General features: G+C 68.5%; 19 protein-coding genes. 8 read left to right on the forward strand and 11 right to left on the reverse strand.

The window, feature by feature from the left end; all coding sequences use genetic code 11:
• Nucleotides 1-158: 158 nt before the first annotated feature.
• Genes BGO47_RS14725 through BGO47_RS14755 form a run of 7 tightly spaced genes read left to right on the forward strand, consistent with a single transcriptional unit; the run spans nucleotide 159 to nucleotide 6,675 of the window.
• Nucleotides 159-1,484 carry an AMP-binding protein gene (locus BGO47_RS14725; protein WP_292713111.1) on the forward strand — a complete coding sequence of 442 codons (1,326 nt, stop codon included), beginning with the start codon at nucleotides 159-161 and terminating at the stop codon, nucleotides 1,482-1,484.
• A 13-nt stretch (nucleotides 1,485-1,497) separates the two neighbouring features.
• Nucleotides 1,498-1,701, forward strand: a complete 204-nt coding sequence (locus BGO47_RS14730; protein ID WP_292713113.1) for a hypothetical protein — start codon at nucleotides 1,498-1,500, stop codon at nucleotides 1,699-1,701.
• Between the two features lie 24 nt (nucleotides 1,702-1,725).
• A complete protein-coding gene (locus BGO47_RS14735; protein WP_292713115.1) occupies nucleotides 1,726-2,151 on the forward strand; it encodes a cupin domain-containing protein in 426 nt (141 codons plus the stop codon).
• Nucleotides 2,148-3,005, forward strand: a complete 858-nt coding sequence (locus BGO47_RS14740; protein WP_292713117.1) for an acyl-CoA thioesterase domain-containing protein — start codon at nucleotides 2,148-2,150, stop codon at nucleotides 3,003-3,005. Before BGO47_RS14735 ends, BGO47_RS14740 begins: the two co-directional genes overlap by 4 nt.
• 19 nt (nucleotides 3,006-3,024) lie before the next feature.
• The gene (locus BGO47_RS14745) at nucleotides 3,025-5,403 is read left to right on the forward strand and encodes a bifunctional salicylyl-CoA 5-hydroxylase/oxidoreductase (RefSeq protein ID WP_292713119.1); all 2,379 of its coding nucleotides are present in this window, start codon (nucleotides 3,025-3,027) and stop codon (nucleotides 5,401-5,403) included.
• Nucleotides 5,404-5,413: 10 nt separating this feature from the next.
• On the forward strand, nucleotides 5,414-5,824 hold the full coding sequence (locus tag BGO47_RS14750; RefSeq protein WP_292713121.1) for a RidA family protein: 411 nt from the start codon (nucleotides 5,414-5,416) through the stop codon (nucleotides 5,822-5,824).
• Nucleotides 5,821-6,675, forward strand: a complete 855-nt coding sequence (locus tag BGO47_RS14755; RefSeq protein ID WP_292713123.1) for a fumarylacetoacetate hydrolase family protein — start codon at nucleotides 5,821-5,823, stop codon at nucleotides 6,673-6,675. Before BGO47_RS14750 ends, BGO47_RS14755 begins: the two co-directional genes overlap by 4 nt.
• A gap of 100 nt (nucleotides 6,676-6,775) precedes the next feature.
• Here BGO47_RS14755 and radA read toward each other — a convergent pair whose 3' ends face one another.
• From radA to add, 9 genes are all read right to left on the reverse strand, one after another.
• Entirely contained in the window at nucleotides 6,776-8,158 is a 1,383-nt protein-coding gene (gene radA / locus BGO47_RS14760; protein WP_292713124.1) for a DNA repair protein RadA, read from the reverse strand.
• Between the two features lie 152 nt (nucleotides 8,159-8,310).
• Nucleotides 8,311-9,429 (reverse strand): acyl-CoA dehydrogenase family protein, encoded by a 1,119-nt coding sequence (locus BGO47_RS14765; RefSeq protein ID WP_292713125.1) that lies wholly within the window; start codon nucleotides 9,427-9,429, stop codon nucleotides 8,311-8,313.
• A 24-nt stretch (nucleotides 9,430-9,453) separates the two neighbouring features.
• A complete protein-coding gene (locus BGO47_RS14770; protein ID WP_292713127.1) occupies nucleotides 9,454-10,401 on the reverse strand; it encodes an ABC transporter permease in 948 nt (315 codons plus the stop codon).
• Complete coding sequence (locus BGO47_RS14775; RefSeq protein WP_292713129.1) at nucleotides 10,398-11,543, reverse strand: hypothetical protein; 1,146 nt, start codon at nucleotides 11,541-11,543, stop codon at nucleotides 10,398-10,400. The genes BGO47_RS14770 and BGO47_RS14775 overlap by 4 nt, the downstream gene beginning before the upstream one ends.
• A complete protein-coding gene (locus tag BGO47_RS14780; protein WP_292713131.1) occupies nucleotides 11,540-13,360 on the reverse strand; it encodes an adenine deaminase C-terminal domain-containing protein in 1,821 nt (606 codons plus the stop codon). Before BGO47_RS14780 ends, BGO47_RS14775 begins: the two co-directional genes overlap by 4 nt.
• Nucleotides 13,357-14,922: an ATP-binding cassette domain-containing protein gene (locus BGO47_RS14785; RefSeq protein ID WP_292713133.1), complete on the reverse strand. Its 1,566-nt coding sequence runs from the start codon at nucleotides 14,920-14,922 to the stop codon at nucleotides 13,357-13,359. The genes BGO47_RS14780 and BGO47_RS14785 overlap by 4 nt, the downstream gene beginning before the upstream one ends.
• Entirely contained in the window at nucleotides 14,919-15,932 is a 1,014-nt protein-coding gene (locus BGO47_RS14790) for a BMP family ABC transporter substrate-binding protein (protein WP_292713135.1), read from the reverse strand. The genes BGO47_RS14785 and BGO47_RS14790 overlap by 4 nt, the downstream gene beginning before the upstream one ends.
• Before the next feature lie 20 nt (nucleotides 15,933-15,952).
• The gene (locus BGO47_RS14795; RefSeq protein ID WP_292713137.1) at nucleotides 15,953-16,585 is read right to left on the reverse strand and encodes a hypothetical protein; all 633 of its coding nucleotides are present in this window, start codon (nucleotides 16,583-16,585) and stop codon (nucleotides 15,953-15,955) included.
• Nucleotides 16,582-17,685 carry an adenosine deaminase gene (gene add / locus BGO47_RS14800; RefSeq protein ID WP_292713139.1) on the reverse strand — a complete coding sequence of 368 codons (1,104 nt, stop codon included), beginning with the start codon at nucleotides 17,683-17,685 and terminating at the stop codon, nucleotides 16,582-16,584. The genes BGO47_RS14795 and add overlap by 4 nt, the downstream gene beginning before the upstream one ends.
• A 181-nt stretch (nucleotides 17,686-17,866) precedes the next feature.
• Here add and BGO47_RS14805 point away from each other — a divergent pair, with 181 nt between their 5' ends.
• Nucleotides 17,867-18,352 carry a nucleoside deaminase gene (locus BGO47_RS14805; protein WP_292713141.1) on the forward strand — a complete coding sequence of 162 codons (486 nt, stop codon included), beginning with the start codon at nucleotides 17,867-17,869 and terminating at the stop codon, nucleotides 18,350-18,352.
• A 12-nt stretch (nucleotides 18,353-18,364) separates the two neighbouring features.
• Here BGO47_RS14805 and BGO47_RS14810 read toward each other — a convergent pair whose 3' ends face one another.
• Both BGO47_RS14810 and BGO47_RS14815 read right to left on the reverse strand, forming a co-directional pair.
• The gene (locus BGO47_RS14810) at nucleotides 18,365-19,123 is read right to left on the reverse strand and encodes a GntR family transcriptional regulator (RefSeq protein WP_292713143.1); all 759 of its coding nucleotides are present in this window, start codon (nucleotides 19,121-19,123) and stop codon (nucleotides 18,365-18,367) included.
• Nucleotides 19,124-19,195: 72 nt separating this feature from the next.
• Nucleotides 19,196-19,939, reverse strand: coding sequence for a creatininase family protein (locus BGO47_RS14815; RefSeq protein WP_292713145.1), 744 nt, complete (start codon nucleotides 19,937-19,939; stop codon nucleotides 19,196-19,198).
• Nucleotides 19,940-20,007 lie beyond the last annotated feature (68 nt).

Here is a 20,007-nt window from a genome sequence, read left to right on the forward strand (position 1 = left end):
ACAGGGCCCCCGTACCGAGCCAGACGGCTCGATGCGGGGGCCCTGTGGCATGTCCGGGTCAGTGAAACGTGATCGTTACATGCCAGAAAGATGACGGGCGTCACAAGCGCGATATGCTGCGAAGGCATCATTACCCACCCCTGCCGAGTCGAGGTGACATGGACACGTTCCCGTACTGGAACCCGAAGACCGAGACGCTGTCGCGCGGGGACCTGCGTTCCCTCCAGCTGGCGAAGCTTCGCCGCGTGGCGGACTGGGCTTTCGCGCGCAGCCCCTTCTACCGCCGCACCTTCGCGGCCGCCGGCTTCTCGCCCGACCAGCTCCGCACCTGGGACGACGTTCAGCGCATCCCGTTCCTGACCCGCGAAGAGTGGATGCAGAGCCAGGCCGATCACCCTCCCTATGGCGAGCTCCCCGTCGCCGGTGATGACGTAGCGATCCGGCTTCACACCACGAGCGGGACGAGCGGCAAGCAGCCCTTGCGCGCTCTGGACTCGCGGAAGGACTGGTCCTGGGCCGCCGAGATGTGGTGCTACGCGCTGTGGGGAGCGGGCGTGCGGTCGCATGACATCGGATATGTAGCCTTCGGCTACGGATCCTTCATCGGATTCTGGGGGCTGCACAACGGCCTCGAGAAGATCGGTGCCCTCGCGATCCCCGGCGGCGCGCAGACCACCGCGGCGCGGGTCAAGCAGATCGTCGACTTTGGCGCCACGGTGGTGGCCTCCACTCCGACGTACGCCCTGCGCATGGCCCAGGAGGCTGAGATCCTCGGACTCGATCTGCGCTCGTCGCCCGTGCGGATCGTGATCCTCTCGGGCGAGCCGACGCCGGCAGCCACCCGTGACCTCATCGAGGAGCAGTGGGGGGCGAAGGTGTTCGACACTGCCGGGATGACGGAGATCTCGACGATCTTCATGTTCGAGCCTGCGGACCAACCAGGTGGGTGCCACATCATCGAGGACCACTTCATTGAACAGGTGGTCGATCCCGACACCGGAGCAGAGATGCCCTACGGCGAAGCGGGTGAGCGCGTGACGACTTCGTTCGGACGCAGCATGATCCCGCTCCTGCGCTACCGCACCAAAGACCTCGTCGTGAAACTGCCGCATACCGCCGCCACGAACGGGCGCACGTGGGACCTCTACGAAGGTGGCATCATCGGCCGCGTTGACGACATGAAGCTCGTGCGCGGAACGAACGTGTACCCGCGCGCCATCGAAGGCATCGTTCGTCAGTTTCCCGAGGTCGACGAGTTCCAGGTGGAGATCACCCGCGAAGGCATCCGCGACGAGATCACGCTCCATGTGGAGACCATTGACACCTTCGGTGACGCCGGCTGGAACGACCTCGAACGCGGTCTGCGCACCGAACTGGCCGATGCTCACGAGGGACTGCGCTTCCTCATCCGCCGACGCGCCGCCGGAGAGCTCCCACGGTTCGAGCTCAAGGCGCGCCGACTTCACGACCTGAGACCCGTCTGACCCCGGAGGAGCCATGACCACCGATCTGCTGGGCGCTGAGCTCACGGATGCCGAGCGTGAGCTCGCCGACCTCTATGCGAGTCTGTGCGCATTCGTCCGCCGCGACGACCTCGCGCCCTCGACACGGGCTGGCGCACTCGCCGCGCTCGCTCCCTTGGCCGTTGCGATGACCGACTTGGGCATCGTGTTCGAGCACCTCGTCGACGTTGGCGTCTGACGCTGTGCAAAGAAAGGAACCCGCATGACCGACAAGACCGTCCCCGTCGTGACCAGGGCTGGTCACCTCTACGAGGGAACCGCCAACTCTGGCGGCGCACACCGCGCGTCGGGAGTCAGCCCGCAGCACACCCCCGCAACCCGCATCTGGTTCGGGCGAGTCAGCAATGAGCCGGGATTCCGATCGCTGCCTCACCACCACGGCGAGGCCGAGACGGGAGGCTACGTGCTGGCCGGTTCGGGGCGCATCTACTTCGGCGACGGCTACCGCGAGTGGCTCGACATGACAGCTGGAGACTTCGTATTCGTGCCGCCGTTCATGCCGCACGTCGAGGCGAACATGAGCACCACCGAGGAGCTTGTGTGGCTCACCGCCCGGACACCGGACAACATCGTCGTCAATCTTCCGGATGTGCCTGACGACACGCTCGACGGGTTTCGGCGCGCGTGAGTGAGGCGTCCGGGTTCCTCGCCGCCGTCGCGCTGAGCGAGGACGGTACGGGATTCACGGCGCGCACCCAACCCGTGCCCTGGCCCAAGTCATACGGTGGCGATCTGCTCGCGCAGGCCGCCGCCGCCGCGACGCGCACCGTCGCCGACGACCGTGCGCTGCATGCCATCCATTCCCTGTTCGTCGCGCCCGCGACCGTGGGAGCCGTACTGCGCTACGACGTGGAGACGCTCCGTAACGGACGCTCGTACTCGTCCCGGCGAGTCACCGCGACCGAGGACGGCCGGGTCGTGCTCAGCGCGTTGGCATCGTTCCATGTCGGGGAGGACTCCCCGCGCGTCGCCGCGACGCCCCAACCCGCCCCCGCCCCCACCGAGCTTGCCGACGCGCGAACCCGGGCCCAGGGAGCTCCCGCCGAGGTCGTCGACTACTGGGCGGACGGGCGCAGTTTCGAGCTGCGCCACGTCGGCCCCGACAGCTACGTGAGTGACGGGGCCGCGCCCGGGCCGGCCGAGGTGCGGCTGTGGCTGCGCGCCCTGGACGGTCTGGGGGAGGACCCGGCGCTGCACAGGCTCGCGCTCGTCTACGTCTGCGACTACGCGATGCTCGAACCCGCGCTGCGGGCTCAGGGATGGGCATGGACCGATCCTGGCCTTGCCACGGCGAGCCTTGACCACTCGCTGTGGCTGCACGAGGACGCGCGTCTGGATGACTGGCTGCTGTGCGAGCTCCGCCTGGTCTCGCACAGCAACGGACGCGCCCTCGTGGAGGGCGAGTTCTTCACCGCGGACGGGGTTCATGTCGCCTCGGTCGCCCAACAGGGGATGATCCGGCGGCTCTCCGCCGCATCCTGACGACACGAAGGAGCACGACGTGCGCATCGCCGTCATTGGCGGAGGCCCGGGAGGCCTGTACTTCTCCGCCCTCATGAAGCAGCTCGACCCCGCCCACGAGATCACGGTGTGGGAACGCAACGCCGCGGACGACACGTTCGGGTTCGGCGTCGTGTTCAGCGACGAGACGATCGACGGCATCCGCGCCGCCGACCCTGACATGTTCTCGGGAATGGCCGCCGAGATGGCGCGATGGAGCGAGATCGACGTCCACGTCGGCGGCGACACGCATCGCGTCGGGGGCCAGGGCTTCTCGGCGCTCAGCCGCAAGCGACTGCTGCAGCTGTTGCAGGCGAGGTGCGCGGCGCTCGGCGTCACGATGCACTTTGCCACGACCGCGCCCGACGTCGAGGAACTCCAGCGTGAGTACGACCTCGTGGTCGCCTCCGACGGCCTCAACTCCCGCACCCGCCAACGCTGGCCCGAGGGCTTCGGCGCTTCACTGGATCCGCGGAAGTCGAAGTACATCTGGCTCGCACTGGACCGCCCATTCGAGGCATTCACCTTCATCGTCAGGGACACGCCGTTCGGGCGGATGCAGGTGCACGGCTACCCGTATTCGTCGACCGAGAGCACCTTCATTGTCGAGATGCATCCCGACGTGTGGGAGCGCGCCGGCTTCGCCGCCTGGGACGATCCCGCACTGCCGCCCGGCAGGAGCGACGAGCGCTCGATCGCCCGTATCGCCGAGCTGTTCGCCGACGAGCTCGACGGGTCCCGGCTGCTGGCCAACAACTCCCGTTGGCTCACGTTCACGACCGTCCGCAACGAGCGCTGGCATCGCGGCAATGTCGTCCTGGTGGGGGATGCCGCGCACACGGCGCACTTCTCGATCGGGTCGGGGACGAAGCTCGCCCTCGAAGACGCCCTCGCCCTGGCAGCCGCCATGAGCGAGAACGACTCCGTCGACACGGCGCTGGAAGCATACGATGCGCAGCGCCGACCTGTCGTGCTGTCGCTGCAGCGCGCTGCGCAGGCGAGCCTCGAGTGGTTCGAGAATATTGGACAGTACGTCGACCAGGATTCGCTGCAGTTCTCCTTCAACCTCATGACCCGCAGCCGGCGCATCACGCGCGACAACCTGGAGCTGCGCGACCCCGCGTTCGCGACAGCCATGGACCGCCACTTCGCCGCCGGCGTCGACGGCGGACGCGTCGCGCCTGCCATGTTCCAGCCGATCCGCATCGGTGAGCTCGAGCTTGCCAACCGCATCGTCGTCTCGCCGATGGACATGTACAGCGCGACGGATGGCCTCGCCAACGAGTTCCATCTCGTGCATCTGGGCTCGAAGGCACTCGGAGGTGCAGGCCTGGTCATGACCGAGATGATCGGCACATCGCCCGAGGGTCGCATCACACCGGGGTGCACGGGTCTCTACACGGATGAGCAGACCGTAGCCTGGCGGCGGGTCGTGGACTTCGTGCACGACCAGTCGGATGCGAAGATCGGCGCGCAGCTGGGTCACTCGGGCCGCAAGGGTTCCACGCGACTGATGTGGGAGGGGATCGACGATCCTCTCGAAGACGGAGCGTGGGAGCCGATCGGGCCGTCGGCCCTACCGTACAAGGAGGGCAGCATTCTCCCGCGCCCACTCGACCGTGCCGGCATGGATGCGGTCATCGCGGAGTTCACCACCGCCGCTCAGCGGGCGGATGCCGCGGGCTTCGATCTGCTCGAGATCCACGCCGCCCACGGTTATCTTCTGTCGTCGTTCCTGTCCCCGCTGAGCAATGCGCGCACCGACGGCTACGGCGGGTCGCTCGAGAACCGTCTGCGTTTCCCGCTCGAGGTCTTTGACGCGGTGCGAGCGGTGTGGCCTGCGCGAAAGCCGCTCACCGTCCGGCTCTCGGCGGTTGATTGGGCCGAGGGCGGCAATGATGTGGATGACGCCGTGGCGATCGCGACGGCGTTCATCGACCACGGAGCTGCGGCCATCGACGTGTCCAGCGGCCAGGTCGTGGGCCATGAAACTCCGCAGTTCGGGCGCAGCTACCAGGCGCCTTTTGCTGACGCCATCCGCAATCGGGTCGCGGCAGCCCGCGGGGTCCCGGTCATCGCCGTCGGTGCGATCTCGTCGTACGACGATGTCAACTCCCTGCTGCTGGCAGGTCGAGCCGACCTGTGCGCACTCGGTCGCACCCACCTCTACGACCCGCAGTGGACCCTGCACGCCGCCGCCGAACAGGACTACCGCGGGGACGGCGTCGCGTGGCCACTCCCGTTCCGCGCGGGGCGCCGCAAGCCCCCGGTGTCTCGCACCGACGCGGTCCGCCCGCGCCTCATGCTCCGCGCGGCAGCTGCCGATACCCCCATTCCCGCGCGCTGGCGCCCCGCCGCGCCCGTCGTCGTCACACTTTAGGAGCCCCGACGTGCACCAGCTCATCAACCCTCCCTCGCTCGCTCGGCCGTCGGGCTTCGCCCATGCGGTCGTCGCCGGGCCCGGGGCATCCGTTCACCTCGCGGGTCAGACGGCGATGACCGCCGACGGCGCGATCGTGTCGGGCGGCATCGTGGCGCAGTTCCGGCAGTCGTTCGGCAACCTGCTGGATGCCCTCGCAGCGGCTGGCGGACGTCCCGAGGACCTCGTGAGCGTCACGATCTACCTGACCGACATCAGCGATTACCAGGCGCACGGACGTGAGATCGGCGCGATCTGGCGCGAGCTCGCAGGTGCCCACTACCCCGCGATGGCCGGCATCGGCGTCACCGGGTTGTGGCAGCCGGAAGCCATGATCGAGATCGCCGGCGTCGCGGTGCTCGCCGGCCCGGAGGGCGTGTGAGGCTCGCGACGATTCGGACGGCGGGGCTCACGCGCGCCGTGCGCGTCGACCCCGGAGCCGATGCTGCCATCGAGATCGACGGAGCCGGCGATCTCGGTGAGCTCCTGAGCGACCCGGACTGGCGGGCGAGGGCGGCGGGCGCATCGGGTCGCGTTCACACGCTGTCGGCCCTTGCGTCGACGGACTATGCTCCGGTGGTCGTTCGTCCTGGCAAGATCGTGTGCGTCGGCCTGAACTATCGCGAGCACATCCTCGAGATGGGCCGGGAGCTGCCGACGCATCCGACACTGTTCGCGAAGTACGCCGAGGCGCTCATCGGTGCGGGAGACGACATCCTCATCCCTCGAGAAGCGGCCGACACCGTGGACTGGGAGGGCGAGCTCGCCGTCGTCGTGGGGCGACCGCTGCGCCACGCCTCGACGGCGCAGGCGGCCGAGGCGATCGCTGGCTTCACCGTCATGAACGATGTGACCGTGCGGGCGTACCAGTACCGCACGACGCAGTGGCTCCAGGGGAAGACGTTCGAATCCTCGACCCCCCTCGGCCCGGTGCTCGTGACCGCCGACGAGCTCCCGGCGCGGGCCCATGTCTCGACCACGGTCGGTGAGACACGCCGCCAGCACGCATCCATCGACGATCTCGTCTTCTCGCCGGCGGATCTTCTTTCGTACATTTCGAGGATCGTGACGCTTCGGCCGGGCGACGTCGTGGCCACGGGCACGCCCGGAGGCGTTGGGCATGCGTCAGAGCCTCCCGAGCACCTCGCCGATGGCGAACGCGTAACAGTCACCGTGGACGGCATCGGGAGTGTGTCGAACCGCCTCCGAATCCTCGATGTCGGGGGAATCTGACACGGCCGCGTGGCCCGGTTGATGCGGCCGCACGACAGACACGGCGCTCGTGCGCAGCGGTCATGATCAGGTTGGGCTCCAGGACTGACCGAGCTGCCCGCTAGAAGCCCGGTCCATCGTCGAAGCGCCCGGGCTCGGGTCGCCGCCCCGGCCGCACGGTGTGCAGACTCAGGTCGCCGAGGGCGCCGCGCAGGTTCTTGGATGCCGCATCCACGACCGTGCGGTAGCCGAGACGTTCGGCCTCGGCCCGCCGCTGGCCTGCCTGCATCACGGGTCTGATCTCGCCCGCGAGGCTCAGCTCGCCGATCGCTGCGGTTCCCTTGGCGAGGGCGGTCTCACTGACGGCATTGGCAACGGCCACGGCGATCGCGAGGTCGGCGGCCGGCTCCGCGAGGCGCACCCCGCCGACGGTGGAGACGTACACGTCGTGGTCGCTGACGACGATGCCCGCTCGGCGTTCGAGCACGGCGAGCACCATGGCAACGCGGGAAGCTTCGACGCCGTTCACGATGCGTCGCGGGTTCGGGGCCGAGGTCTTGATCGTGAGCGCCTGAACCTCGACAGGGAGGGCCCGGCGCCCCTCCATCGCGATCGTGACGCAGGTTCCCGCTACCGGGTCGCCGTGCCCGAGGAACAGCGCGCTGGGGTCGGCGACCTCCTGGATGCCGTCGCCTGTCATATCGAAGCATCCGACTTCGTCGGTCGGGCCGAATCGGTTCTTGAGGGCGCGCACGAAGCGCAGCGAACTTTGGCGGTCGCCCTCGAAATGGCAGACGACATCGACGAGGTGCTCGAGGATGCGGGGTCCCGCGATCGAACCGTCTTTGGTCACGTGCCCGACGATGATGACCGGAAGACCGCGCTCCTTGGCAACGCGGATGAGGGTCGAGGCCACCTCGCGCACCTGCGATGGATGACCGGCCGCGCCCTCATGCAGTGCCGACGAGACAGTCTGCACCGAGTCGACGATCAGCAGACTCGGCTGCACCTCGTCGACGTTGCCGAGAATCATCGCGAGGTCGGTCTCGCTCGCGAGGTACAACTCATCGTGTAGGGCACCGGTGCGAGATGCCCGCAGCCTGACCTGCGCGACCGACTCTTCGGCACTTGCATAGAGAACACGGTGACCGGATGCCGCGGAGTGCGCCGCGACATCCAACAGCAGGGTCGACTTGCCGACGCCGGGCTCGCCGGAGAGCAGGATTGCGGCACCCGGGACGAGCCCGCCGCCGAGCACGCGGTCGAATTCGCCGATGCCTGTCGTGCGGCGGGGAGCGTCCGATGCCGAGACCCGCGTGATCGGTTGCGCTGCGCGATCGGCGCTCGGCGCCGTGGGGGCGAGCGTCCGCACGATCCCGGTCTGTTCGGCTGCCTCGACGACCGTGCCCCACTGCTGGCACTCGCCGCAGCGCCCGACCCACTTGAGTGTCGTCCAGCCGCACTCGGTACACCGGTAGGGAGCGGCGGTGGGACGTTTGGCCATGCGATCAGGCTAGCCGCGGCATCCGACACCGCCGCCCGGGCACGCCTCCCTCTGTGGCTAACTCCTCACATCCGGCGGATGTTCGGGTCGATCGGCGGTTCGGGAGCCGCTGCGGCGGCAGCCTTGAGGAGTTAGCGACGCCTGCGCCGGGATCAGCCGTCGGCGAGGACTGCTTCGCCGACGACCTGTTGGGTCAGCGGCACCGAGTAAGCCATGAGGGCTCCGGCCTGCGCGTCGCGGAAGATCCGCTGAATCGGCGAGCTCAGCAGGAAGCTCCCGCCGCCACCGACGCGGAGCGCCTCGGCCGCTGCCTGCTTGGCCACCTCGTTGGCGAGCATCTTCGACTCGGCGGCGGCGGGCATCGCTTCCTCGGACCGCTCGTCGGCAAGCCAGGCGACGCGCTCGGCGAACAGGCGTGCTGCCTGCAGCTGCGTCCACAGCATGCCGGTCTCCATCTGCACCCACTGGTTCTCGGCCTGGGAGGGCGCGCCGCCCTTGCTCTTGCGGGCGGCGGTGGCATAGGCATCCATCGCCGACTGGGCGATGCCGATCGAGAGCATTCCGAAGCCGACGGTGATGAGGTTGGCGTAGTCGGCAGGGGGGAAACCGCACCGGCGGGATGCCAGCAGCGGTGTGTTCTCGAACAGCACCGTGCGGCTGCGCGTGGCGCGCATCCCGACGGTCTCGTCGATGGGCGGGAAGCTGATGCTGTCGTCGACGGTCACTCCGAAGAAGGCCGGTACCCCGTCGATGCTCGTGTTGACGAGCATGTGGTCGGCGGCCTCGGAGCCCGAGACGAACACCTTGCGACCGGTGAGTGTCCAGTTCTCGCCGGTGGGGGTCGCGTTCTGCTGGGGCGCGAGGAAGAACCTGCCCCCCGCGGGCTCGGAGAGGGCATTGACGAATCGCTTTCCCGCGCGCAGCTCGGCGGCAAAGAACGCCGCCTCGTCGGGACTCGACATCGTCACGAGCGCGTGGGCTGCGCCGATGTGCATGAGCCAGACGGTGGCGACGGCGGGATGGTGGGCGGCGAGGATCCGGACCGTGTGCGCCAGCGTCACATAAGACAGGCCCTGGCCGCCATGCTCCACGGGCAGGAACGCGGCATCCAGTCCCGAGGTCGACAGGGCGCGCAGGTGCTCGATCGGCAGCCGGGCGTCACGGTCGTCGTCGGCTACGGTTGCCGCGAACTCCTGAGCGAGCGTCGTGACTGTGTCGATCCAGATCTGCTCGGCAGCGGGGACGGCGAACGGGGAGCGTCGGGTCAGCATGGGTGTTCCCTTGGTCGAATGAGGTCAGGCGGGGGTGAGGCTCTGGGTACGGCCCGGCTTGCTGCGCACGTGCCGGCCCAGGTGACGGCGGAGCGCTGCGCGAGAGGTCAGCACGAGAACGATCAGTGTGATGGCGTAGGGGAAGGTCTGGTACAGCTCGCTCGGAAGCTGGATCGCGGTCGACTGCGCCAGCAGCGAGAAGCTCTGCAGGAAGCCGAACAGCAGCGCCCCGATCGCGATGCCGACGGGAGTCATCCTCCCCATGATCACGATTGCCAGCACGATGTAGCCCCGGCCTGCGGTGATGTCGGGGCTGAACGCGCCGATCGAGCCGAGGGTGATGACACTGCCCGCGAGCCCCGCGAGCGCCCCGCCGATCAGCAGCGTCTGGGCTCCGATCTGCCGCGGGCGGACACCCCGAAGCGCCGCCGAGGTCGGGTCGGCGCCGACGGCGCGCACCTGCAGGCCGAAGCGCGTGAAGCGGAACACCGCCCAGGCGGCGATCGCGAGCACGAGGGCACCGTAGACGAGGGGACTCTGCCCGAACAGGGCAGGCCCGATGAGCGGGATGTCGGTGAGGATGCCGAGATCGAGCTTGGGTGCCGTCGGTACTGAGACGTTGGTCTGACCGGCGGGCACCCACAGTTGATAGAGATAGGTGGACAGCCCGAGGCCGAGCATCGTGATCGCAAGCCCCACGACGATCTCGTTGGCGCCGAGTCGGTATACGACGAGGTTCATGAGGGCGGCCAGGACGAGGCCGGTGAGCATCGCTGCGACAAGGCCGGCGACGAGCCCCGCGAAGCTCGCGACGAATACGGCGACGAACGCGCCGAGGATCATCATCCCCTCGATGCCGAGGTTCAGCCGGCCCGCGCGCTCGACGAACCCCTCGCCGAGCCCGGCGATGACCAGCGGCGTCGCGAGCACGATCGCGCCGGCGAGGATGGAGGCCCACAGCTCGATGCTCATGATCGCTCCTCCGTCCCTGCCGACACCGACGCAGCCGCCGGGGTGGGTTCACCGTCGGGAGCGACTGATGCGACATCCGTCAACGGAGGCGCCGCGGCGGGTCTGGCCGCCCCCGATCGTGCCGTAACACCGGCGACGGCGGCGACGCCCAGCAGCAGGACGCCCTTGATGACGTCGGCGATCGAGGAGGGCACGGTGCCCGTCGCCGATTGGATGCCGAGGGCTCCCGCGGTCAGCGCGGAGAAGAAGAGTGCGGCGAGCAGGATGCCGCCGGGCAGGAGCGCCCCGAGAAGGGCGACAGCGAGGCCGGAGAACCCGACGCCTCCCGAGACCGAGTTGAAGAGGCGCTCATTCACGCCGGCAACCTGCAGCCACCCCACCACGCCAGCTCCGGCGCCGGAGACGAGCATCGTGCCGTAGAGAGTCCGCGCGCGGGTCGTTCCCAGCCGTAGGGCCAGGCGTGGACGCTCGGCGAACACGCCGATGCGGGTTGCCTGCGAGGTGCGCCGCCACCACTCGAACAGCACGGCGACCACGATGATCAGCAGCACGCCGATGTGCGCGCGCGTGCCGGGAATCAGGTCGGGCAGGGCGGATGCCTCGGGCAGCTGGGGGCTCTGCGGGGTAGCTGTGTTCTCATCACTTGCGAGCCATGTGCGAAGCGTCCAGCCGAGAAAGCCCGCAGCGATGTAGTTGAGCAGGAGGGTCGACAAGATGATGTTCACGTGCCAGCGCTCGGCGAGCCACGCCGGCAGCAGCGCGAACGCGGCACCGCCGAGGGCGCCCGAGACCATGCCGATGACCCAGTACACCGGGGCGGGAACCCCCTCGCCGAACAGGCCGGCTGTGCCGAGGGTCGCGGCGGTTGCGAAGATCGCGCCGAAGATCACCTGGCCCTCGGCTCCAACGGAGAACACGCCGGCGCGCAGCGCGGGGATGAGCGTCAGCGCGACGATCGCGATCGGCACCGCCCCGACGAGCAACTCACCGACGCGATAGGGGGAACTCGAGACCCCGGCGATCAGGCCCTGCAGGCCGGTTAGTGGGTCGGCGCCGGCGAGGAGGATGAGCACTGTCGCGACGACCAGGACGGCGACGACGACGCTTCCCGCGAGCATCCACCCGCGCACCCTGCCGCTCATGTGTGCGCCTCATCGTGGGGGGGATGCGTGTGACCGCACGCGCCGGCGGGGCCGGGGAGAAGCACATCGACAAACGACTGCGTCGCGGCGTCGATCAGACCCCGCTCGGTCAGCCCGAGGTCGGGCACGACGTAGAGGCCGACGAACGACAGGATGATGTAGGGCGACGGGATGCGGCATCCCAGCGCCGCCGTCGCGGCGTGACCTTCCGCGAGGGCTGCGGCGGTCTGCTGCCAGGGCTCGGCGCTCATCATTCCGCCGACGGGAAGCGGAACCCGCCCGACGACCTCGCCGTCAGCGACAGTGACGAAACCGCCACCCATTCGCCCGAGCTCTTCGACGGCCATGAGCATTGACGCATCGTCTGCGCCAACCACCGCGATATTCATGTTGGGGCAGTTCATGGTGATCGCCACAGCCCCGCGAGTCAGGCCGAAGCCGCGCACGAATCCGATGCCGGTCTCGGCAGTCCCATGGTGACGGTCGACGACGGCGATCTTCAAGACATCGGTCTCGGCGTCCGAGACCACGCGCCCGTCGACGACCTCGAGGCTCGCTTCGAACTCCCGCTTGAAGTAGCCGTTGTACATCTCCATCGCCCGCACGCTCACCCGCTGCGCGCCCTCGGGAGCAGCCAGCGCGAAGATGTCAGCCGGGAGCTCGGCCGGCAGGTGCACCGTGTCCAGGGTCCACGCCGGAATGTCGTCGGTGTTGGTGAACAGCGGGGCGCCGTCGTGCCCCTGCAGTTGACCGGCGACGATGACGTGCGAGGGGCGGACCTCGGCGAGATCCGGGATGATCTGCACGTCGGCCAGGCGCGAGGGGGCGAGGATGCCGAGCACCTGGTCGAGGCGGTAGTAATGAGCCGGCTGCGTCGTCGCCATCCGGTATGCCAGCTGCGGATCCACACCGAAGCGGATGGCCTGACGGATGTGGTGATCGATGTGACCCTCTGCCGACAGATCGAGCGCGTGCTTGTCGTCGGCGCAGAAGCACAGGCTCCGAAGTGCCGGTGCGATGGCTTCGAGGTCGGCGAACAGCGGCAGCGTGTTGTCGGTGAGGGACGAAGCCATGATCGTGATCATCGCCCCGAGTCGCGTGCGCTCGAGCACCTCATCAACGGTGGACGCGTTGTGGTCATCGCTGATGCCCGCGGCGAGGTATCCCCAGAGCGACTCGTGCGTTTGAGCGGCGGTGTGGCCCGTCATCCGGCGCCGCGCCGCCAGGGCTTCGCGGAACCTTCCCGTCGAGCGCTCGCTGTAGTCGAACGGGTTCGTCTCGCCGAGGGTCGCGGTCACGTCATCCCACAGGCGTGCGCGTACCGTCTCCTCGGGGATGACGGCACCGCCGAGCTCGAGGTGTGGGGCGCCCGGCGTGGTCGGTGAGACCTGTTGGAAGATGTGCAGCGGAGTGCGGGTGGACAGCATGAAATCCATCCCGTCAGCCCCCCAGACGTTTGCAGCGCCGTTGGGATCGACGAGGACTGTTGTCGTGCCGCGTGGGACGGACAGGTGCGCGAGTTCGCCGGGGGTGAGGTTCGTGTACTCGATGTGCAGGTGCGCGTCGATGAAGCCCGGAACCACGTAGCTGCCGGATGCATCGATCTCGCGGTGCGCCTCGGGCATGTGGCCCCAGGGGGTGAGCGTGGCGATGTGTCGTCCGCTGATCACGACATCCCGTTCGAGCCACTCCTCGGTGCCCGGCGACTGCACCAGGCCACCGCGGATGATGAGGTCAGGGGTGTCGTTCCCCGACGCGACGGCGCGCAGGCGCACCAGTTCCTCGGTCGTGGGGACCAGACTGCTCAGCTCGGTCACGGGAGATCCTCAGTGGTAGGAGTGGTGGTTGACGTGGCGGTCGTTGGGGACGTCGTCGACGAGGCGGTGGAATTCAGACCCGCCATCGCCGCCCCGACCTTGTCGGTGGTGACCTCAGCGATCGGCCACTCGGCGGCGATGCGTCCCGAGAACATGACGAGGATGCGGTCCGCGAGCTGCATCAGCTCCTCGAGATCGTGCGACGCGACAAGAACTGCGGCACCCGATTCGGCCGCCGCGACCAGCCGCTCACGGATCGCCTGCGCTGCGCGCAGGTCCAAGCCCTGTGTCGGACCGTAAGCGAGCACGACTCGCGGGGAGCCCGTGCCGAGCTCCCGCGAGACCAGGAGCTTCTGCTGGTTGCCGCCCGAGAGGCCGCCGGCGGCGAGAGTGGGGTTCGCGGGGCGGACGTCGAAGTCCTGGAGCGTCGATTCCGCATCGCGACGTTCCTTCGGGCGCCGGGATGCCGAGCCCACGGCATTGTCGTAGAGCGAGAGGGTGTCTCCGAGGCTGAGGCTCGGCACAAGCCCGTCGCTGCGCTCCTCGGGGATCCAGGCGACGCCGCGTTCGAGCAGGTCCACGGCCCGCGGCCGGTCGAGGTCGTCGATCCGCACGGTCCCCCCGCGGGGGACAGTCAACCCCGCGAGGACATCCATGAGCGTGTTCTGGCCGCTCCCGGCTACTCCGGCTACCCCGACGATCTCGCCCGCGCGCACCTGCAGGCTGACGGCCTCGAGGTCGGCATCCGTGTCGGAGACCGCGGTGACGTGCCGGAGCTCAAGGACGGTGTCACCCGGGGTTCGCGGTGCTCGCTCGGCGGGAGGCGGTAGCTCGCCGACCATGAGGCGCGCGACGCGGTCTGGGCTGAGCTCGGCGGCGGGACCGTGGTGCACGAGGCGGCCGTGGGAGAGTACCGAAACGTCGTCGGCGACAGCCCCGACCTCTTCGAGGCGGTGCGTGATGAGCACGATTGCCGTGCCGCCCTCGCACAGCGCGCGGAGGTGGTCGAACAGGCCGCCGACTTCGTGGGGGCCAAGGCTTGCCGTCGGTTCGTCGAGGATCAGGGTCGTCGCGCCCTCAGCCAGGGCGACGACGATCTCGCCGAGCTGGCGGTGAGCCTGCGTGAGGCTCCGCGTGGGTACGGTCAGGTCGACGTCGACGTCTGCCCGTTCGAGGGTGTGGGAGAGAAGGGTGTGAGCTGCGCGGCGCCGTAGCAGGCGGCGGGGGCTCACGAGCAGGAAGTTCTCGAGCAGCGAGAGCTCGCCGACGAGGCTCAACTGCTGCGGCACCATGTTCACGCCGCGGGCCTTGGCTGCAGCGCGGTCGTGCGGAGCGTATGCGGCACCGCCGATGGTCATCGTGCCGGCATCCGGCGCCTGGATTCCCGCGAGGATCTTGGCGAGCGTCGACTTGCCGGCGCCGTTCTCGCCAACGAGGGCGTGAACGGTGCCGGGGCGCACCACGATATCCACGTCGTGCAGAGCACGCGTGGCGCCGAAGGTCTTCGAGACCGACCGGGCCACCAGGGCCCGGCCGGTCTCGAAGGAGGAGGTGCTGGTCAAGAGATCGTGACGCTTCCGTCGGTGAGGCCGGCGATCAGTTCTTCGACCTTCGTGGCGACATCCGCGGGGATGGTGCCGTTGACGTCGTTGATCTCCTGGTAGGTCAGGCCGCCGTTCTGGAGCGTGGAGACCACGCCCTTGCCGCCGAACTCGCCGGCAGCCACCTCTTCGACCCACGCCTTGACGATGGGGTACATGTCGAGGTCCACGGTCGAGACGTTCACCGAGAGTGCTTCTTCGCCCGCCGCCGGCGAGACGCCGACCGTGGGAACTCCGGCGTCAGCAGCTGCGGCTCCGACACCCGCGGCGATGCCATCGCCGGTCGTGTAGACCAGCTGCGCGCCCTGGCCGATGAGGCCGGTGGTGGCGGAGGCTGCGGCCTCGGCGTCGTCGAAGCTTCCGGCGTAGACGACCGGGAGCAGCTCGGCGCTCGGGTTGGCTGCTGCCACACCCTGCTGGAAGAACGCGTCAGTCGCCGTGATGAAGTCGAGCTCCAGGCTCTCGACCCGCCCGATCGGCGAGAGCTGCGTCAGCCCCGCGATGTAGCCCGACAGGTAGCCGACCTGAGAGACGTCGTAGGTCCAGGTCTCGACGTTGTCGGTGTACTTCTCCAGGATGTCGGCCCCACCCGATGCCGTAAAGGCGACGTCGGGGAAGTCCTCGGCTACCGAGAAGATGGCGTCGCCGAGCTCGATGCCGTGTCCGATGATGAGGTCTACGCCCTGGCTGGCGAAGTCGGCGATCACGGGCTCGCTCTCGGCCGGGTCGGCCATCTGCTCGCGCAGCTCGTACGTGATCAGACCCTCCTCCTCGAGCTGTGCGAGGGCGTCGGCGAGCGCCTGGTTGAACGCGCCGTCGTTCGCATTGCCGGGGGTGAGGGCACCGACGGTGATGACCCCGGAGGCGGGCTCGCCGGATGCTGCCGGCTCGGTGGAGGCCGAGCATCCGGCGAGAACGACCGCGGCTGTCGCGGCGGTTGCGAGGAACGCGAGGGAGCGGGAGATACGCATGCTGTGTCCTTTCGGGAGGGTCAGGGAAGTGGTGGTGCAGGGGTGGTGATGTGGAATCCGTCGGCGAGGGTGGCGCCGACGAACGCGTGTGAATCGGGGGACCATTGCCCGAGGACAGCCCCGGAAGCGATGTCGAAGCAGGGGTGCAGGGAGACCGTGGACGGCGCGGAGTACAGGTCCGCGTCGTCGATGCAGACGACATCCGTGCCGTGCAGATCGCGCACGACGCCGGATGCCGGGAGTGTGCCCGCTCGCTGCGCAGCGACGACGAGAGCTGTCGTCAGAAAGCCGCGTAGACCGGTGTCGTTCTCACACTGGGCGTCGGTCTTCGTGCACCCTTCGACCCAGCGAACAGTGCCGTCATCCACCGACACGGTGCTGGTCTGGGTCCCGAGCGCAACGTCGCCTTGGGAGAGAACCTCGATCTCGAGCGTGAAATCGTCACCGGACCGCCCGAACGAAATGCGCTCGGTGTACAGCGGTTCCGCCTTCGTGCCGACGACGCTGAACCGGTCGGGCCAGTCGGCAACGATCGGCGCCAGCGCCACGCTTTCGTCGGCAGCATGCGCGCTTGCCGCCCACGCCAGAGCGAGCGCTGTCGACGCGACAAGGGCCGCGGCAGCGATCGTCACCGGGGGGCGAAGGGGGCTCATGATGTCGGCGCCGCCACGTGCGCGTCGAGTTCGGTGAGGAGGTCGCGCTTGAGGTCGTCGGATGCGAAAGATGCCTCGATCGAGCGGCGGGCGAAGCCCGCAAGGTCGGCTTCGGTGAAACCGAACTGCGCGGCAGCCACGGCCCAGTCGGCCTCGAGGGTCGTGCCGAGCGGCACCGGGTCGTCGGTGTTCAGCGTGACACGGACACCGGCATCCAGGAGCCGCGGCAGTGGATGCGAGACCCAATCGGGATAGATGCCCAGCGACACGTTCGAGCGCGGGCACACGCCCAGGCTGATCTCGTCGCGCACCAGTCGCTCGATGAGGGCGGGGTCTTCGATCGAGCGAACCCCGTGGTCGATGCGTTCTGCCTGCAGCAGATCGATCGCATCCCAGACCCCCGCCGGGCCGCTCGACTCTCCGGCATGGACGGTGCGGCGAAGGCCCGCAACGGCGGCGCGGGAGAATGCCGCCTGAAACTTCTCGCCGGTGCGACCCGTGACCTTTTCGTCGCCGTCCACGGAGAGTGCCACCACGCGCTCGGGTCGGCGGTAGGTGAGCGCGGCCACGATGTCCTCGGCTTCACGGGCTGTTTGGCTGCGCAGCAGGGAGTACGCGATGCCGGTTTCGCAGAGGCCGTCCTGGGCTGCCTCGTCGAATCCTTCCGACAGGGCGGCGAGCAGATCGAGCTCGCGCCCGCGCCAGGCGTTCCAGTGAGTCGGATTGACGATGACATCCGAGTAGCGGATTCCCGACGCAGTCTGCCGGGCAGCGAACGCGTACGCCACGCGCGCAGCCTGTTCCGGCGTGCGGACGAGGCCGCACTGCCAGTCGAGGAAGCGCAGGAAGCCGGTCAGACCCGCAGACCCGGCGCCTGTGCCGCCGCCCGTGGTCACGCTCGGCGCGGAGAAGTCGTCGTGGGTGGAGATGTCGAAGATCGTCCGGGCCGGCCCGGGGAGCGTGACGCCGCTCTCTTTCGCCAACACGAGCATGTCGTGCAGCGAGAACGTCCCCTCGAGGTGGATGTGCACCTCAGCTTTCGGGAGCGCGCGAATGGCCTGCTCGTCAATACGGGGGGCGGCAGGAACGGGGGTCGGCATGAGGGTGCGGTGCCTTTCGGGTCGGCTGTCAGAACGCTATCCGCTGGGTGGTACTTGTTGACAAGTTGACCCGTAACCTTTCGACACCTGTAACAGCGTCGTAATCGACGCGCTAAATTACGGCTTGTTACGACGTAGACTCGGGCCGACCTCATCGACTTGTTCACAAGGGAGCTTCTCCGTGTCTGATCTGACCGACCTCGACCTCGCGCATCTTCGGGCATCCATCGATATCGCCGCCCAGACGCGTGAGGCCGGCGCCCACCCCTTCGGAGCACTCGTGGTCGATGCGTCCGGTGCGGTCGTTGCCACGGCGGGAAACAACTCCCTGCCACCGGCCGGTGACCCGACCCAACACGCTGAGCTGCGGGCCGTCGCCGCGGCTGCCCGGGCGCTCGGCATCGAGGGCATGAAGGGATCGACTCTCTACACCAGTGCGGAACCCTGCGTCATGTGCTCGGGGGCCGCCTATTGGGCAGGGATCGACCGGGTCGTCTATGCACTCTCGGAGTATCGACTTCTCGGTCTCACCGGTGACCACCCCGAGAACCCGACGTTCTCGCTGCCGTGCCGTGAGGTGTTCGCCCGAGGACAGCGCGCGATTGAGGTCTCAGGGCCGCACATCGAAGATGAGGCCTCCGTCGTGCACGAGGGCTTCTGGCTCTAGCGGGCGACGAGCTTACAGCGCGCTCCACGGCGGGCGGACGGTGCGCACGAGCGAGTAGGACACGATCCCGGGGTCGTGGTACTCGACGCTATGCAGGATGCGGCGCGCGCTCGCGCCGATGCCGATGACCTCCAGCGTCATGACCGGGGTGCCCTCGGGCTTCTCGAACAGCTCGGCGAGTTCGCCCGACAGCGTCGCCACCCCGGGCGTCGTGACTTCCCACACGACAGGCTCTCCCCATACCCGCGCCGCGAAGGTGAACACCGACTCGCCCGGGTCGAACTCCGGGGGTAGCTCACCCGGAATCGGCACCGTGTCGTCGGCGATCATCGCGACGGCGCCATCCGCGCGCCACCGCTTGCGAACGGCGAGTCGAGTCGTGTCTGCGGGCCGCTCCATCACGGCACCGATCTCAGCGCCGAGCGACAGCGTGCGGGACTCGAGGACCTCCACCTCGGCGTGATAGCCCAGGCGGTCGAGAAGCTCGGTGTGCTCGAACTGCTCCTCGAGACGGACGCTCAGTCGCAGCGCGATGGGATCGACCGTGGTCACGGTCCCCTGTCGCCGCCGCACGATTCCCTGCGCCTCGAGCTGCGCCATGGCGTTGCGCAGTTGCTGGCGGCTGCACTCCAGCCGCGCCGTCAGTTCCAGCTCACCGGGCAGGGGTGCCCCGAGCGCGGCAGCTTCGCGCACATAGCGCAGCAGCCCGTGCTGGACACGCATGGTGTCCGCGTCACCAGCCGGGCGCGGTAGCGGGAGGTAGGTGGTCACGGGGTCTCCTCACGCAGGCGCGGTGGCAGTGGGGCTGAGCCACACGCTAGCGGTCGGCCATGTCATGGGTGCTCACCGAAGCCCAAGACTTCGCAGAGTGCGCTCGATCGCGGCCAGCGACTGTGTGACGACATGCGCGATGATCTGTTCGCCCTTCGCGGCGGTCGCCGCGCGAGGGTCGCCGAACACTCCTGTCTCCCCGAGCGGCGCCAACGCCTGGGGTCGCTGTCCGAAGTCGGGCGGCAGTTCTGGATATTCAGCGGCGAACCGCTCGGGGTGCACGGTGTCGGGAAAGATGGCGAGCATCATCGACGTCTCGAGCTCGTCGGCGTGGCACAGGCCCGGGGCTGCCCAGGGGCTCTCTTTGACCTGATCGCCGATGTCGACAAGCCCGGGATAGTCGAGCACCAGGACCGGCATCCGTTCGCCTGCCGCCGCCCGCTTCTCGGCGGCGAGCTGGAGGGGCAGCCGGTTGCCGTAGTCCCCGTTCACCACGACCAAGAGGGCAAAGCCCGCCGCATCCAGCGACGCCGCAATATCGCCGCAGATCGCCGCCACAGTGTCGACCGAGAGTGACACGGTGCCGGGGAAGGCGGCGTTTCCCCACGTGTTTCCGTACTCGATGCTCGGGAGGAGCACGGCATCCAGGCCCGAGGCGATTCCGCGGGCGATCGCCTCTGCTTGGCGGGTATCGGTATCCAGAGGCAGATGCGGGCCGTGCTGCTCTAGAGCTCCGAACGGCAAGACGGCGAGGGGAGGACCCGAAGCCAAGACATCGCGCATGTCGGTCCATGTCGACGAGCTGAGTTCGATCACAGAGTCTCCGCGGGGTCGGGGCGAGCGTGTCGCCGCTGAGTCGGATGCGCGTTCCTGGCCCAACGGTA

This window comes from Microbacterium sp. 67-17 (genome assembly GCF_001898325.1).
GTDB lineage: Bacteria > Actinomycetota > Actinomycetes > Actinomycetales > Microbacteriaceae > Microbacterium > Microbacterium schleiferi.

Bases quoted from the DNA above. Each gene is read 5' to 3' on its own strand.
- BGO47_RS14725 (WP_292713111.1), top strand. From the start codon at position 159: ATGGACACGTTCCCGTACTGGAACCCGAAGACCGAGACGCTGTCGCGC.
- BGO47_RS14730 (WP_292713113.1), top strand. From the start codon at position 1,498: ATGACCACCGATCTGCTGGGCGCTGAGCTCACGGATGCCGAGCGTGAG.
- BGO47_RS14735 (WP_292713115.1), top strand. From the start codon at position 1,726: ATGACCGACAAGACCGTCCCCGTCGTGACCAGGGCTGGTCACCTCTAC.
- radA (WP_292713124.1), bottom strand. From the start codon at position 8,158: ATGGCCAAACGTCCCACCGCCGCTCCCTACCGGTGTACCGAGTGCGGC.
- BGO47_RS14765 (WP_292713125.1), bottom strand. From the start codon at position 9,429: ATGCTGACCCGACGCTCCCCGTTCGCCGTCCCCGCTGCCGAGCAGATC.
- BGO47_RS14770 (WP_292713127.1), bottom strand. From the start codon at position 10,401: ATGAGCATCGAGCTGTGGGCCTCCATCCTCGCCGGCGCGATCGTGCTC.
- BGO47_RS14775 (WP_292713129.1), bottom strand. From the start codon at position 11,543: ATGAGCGGCAGGGTGCGCGGGTGGATGCTCGCGGGAAGCGTCGTCGTC.
- BGO47_RS14790 (WP_292713135.1), bottom strand. From the start codon at position 15,932: ATGCGTATCTCCCGCTCCCTCGCGTTCCTCGCAACCGCCGCGACAGCC.
- BGO47_RS14795 (WP_292713137.1), bottom strand. From the start codon at position 16,585: ATGAGCCCCCTTCGCCCCCCGGTGACGATCGCTGCCGCGGCCCTTGTC.
- add (WP_292713139.1), bottom strand. From the start codon at position 17,685: ATGCCGACCCCCGTTCCTGCCGCCCCCCGTATTGACGAGCAGGCCATT.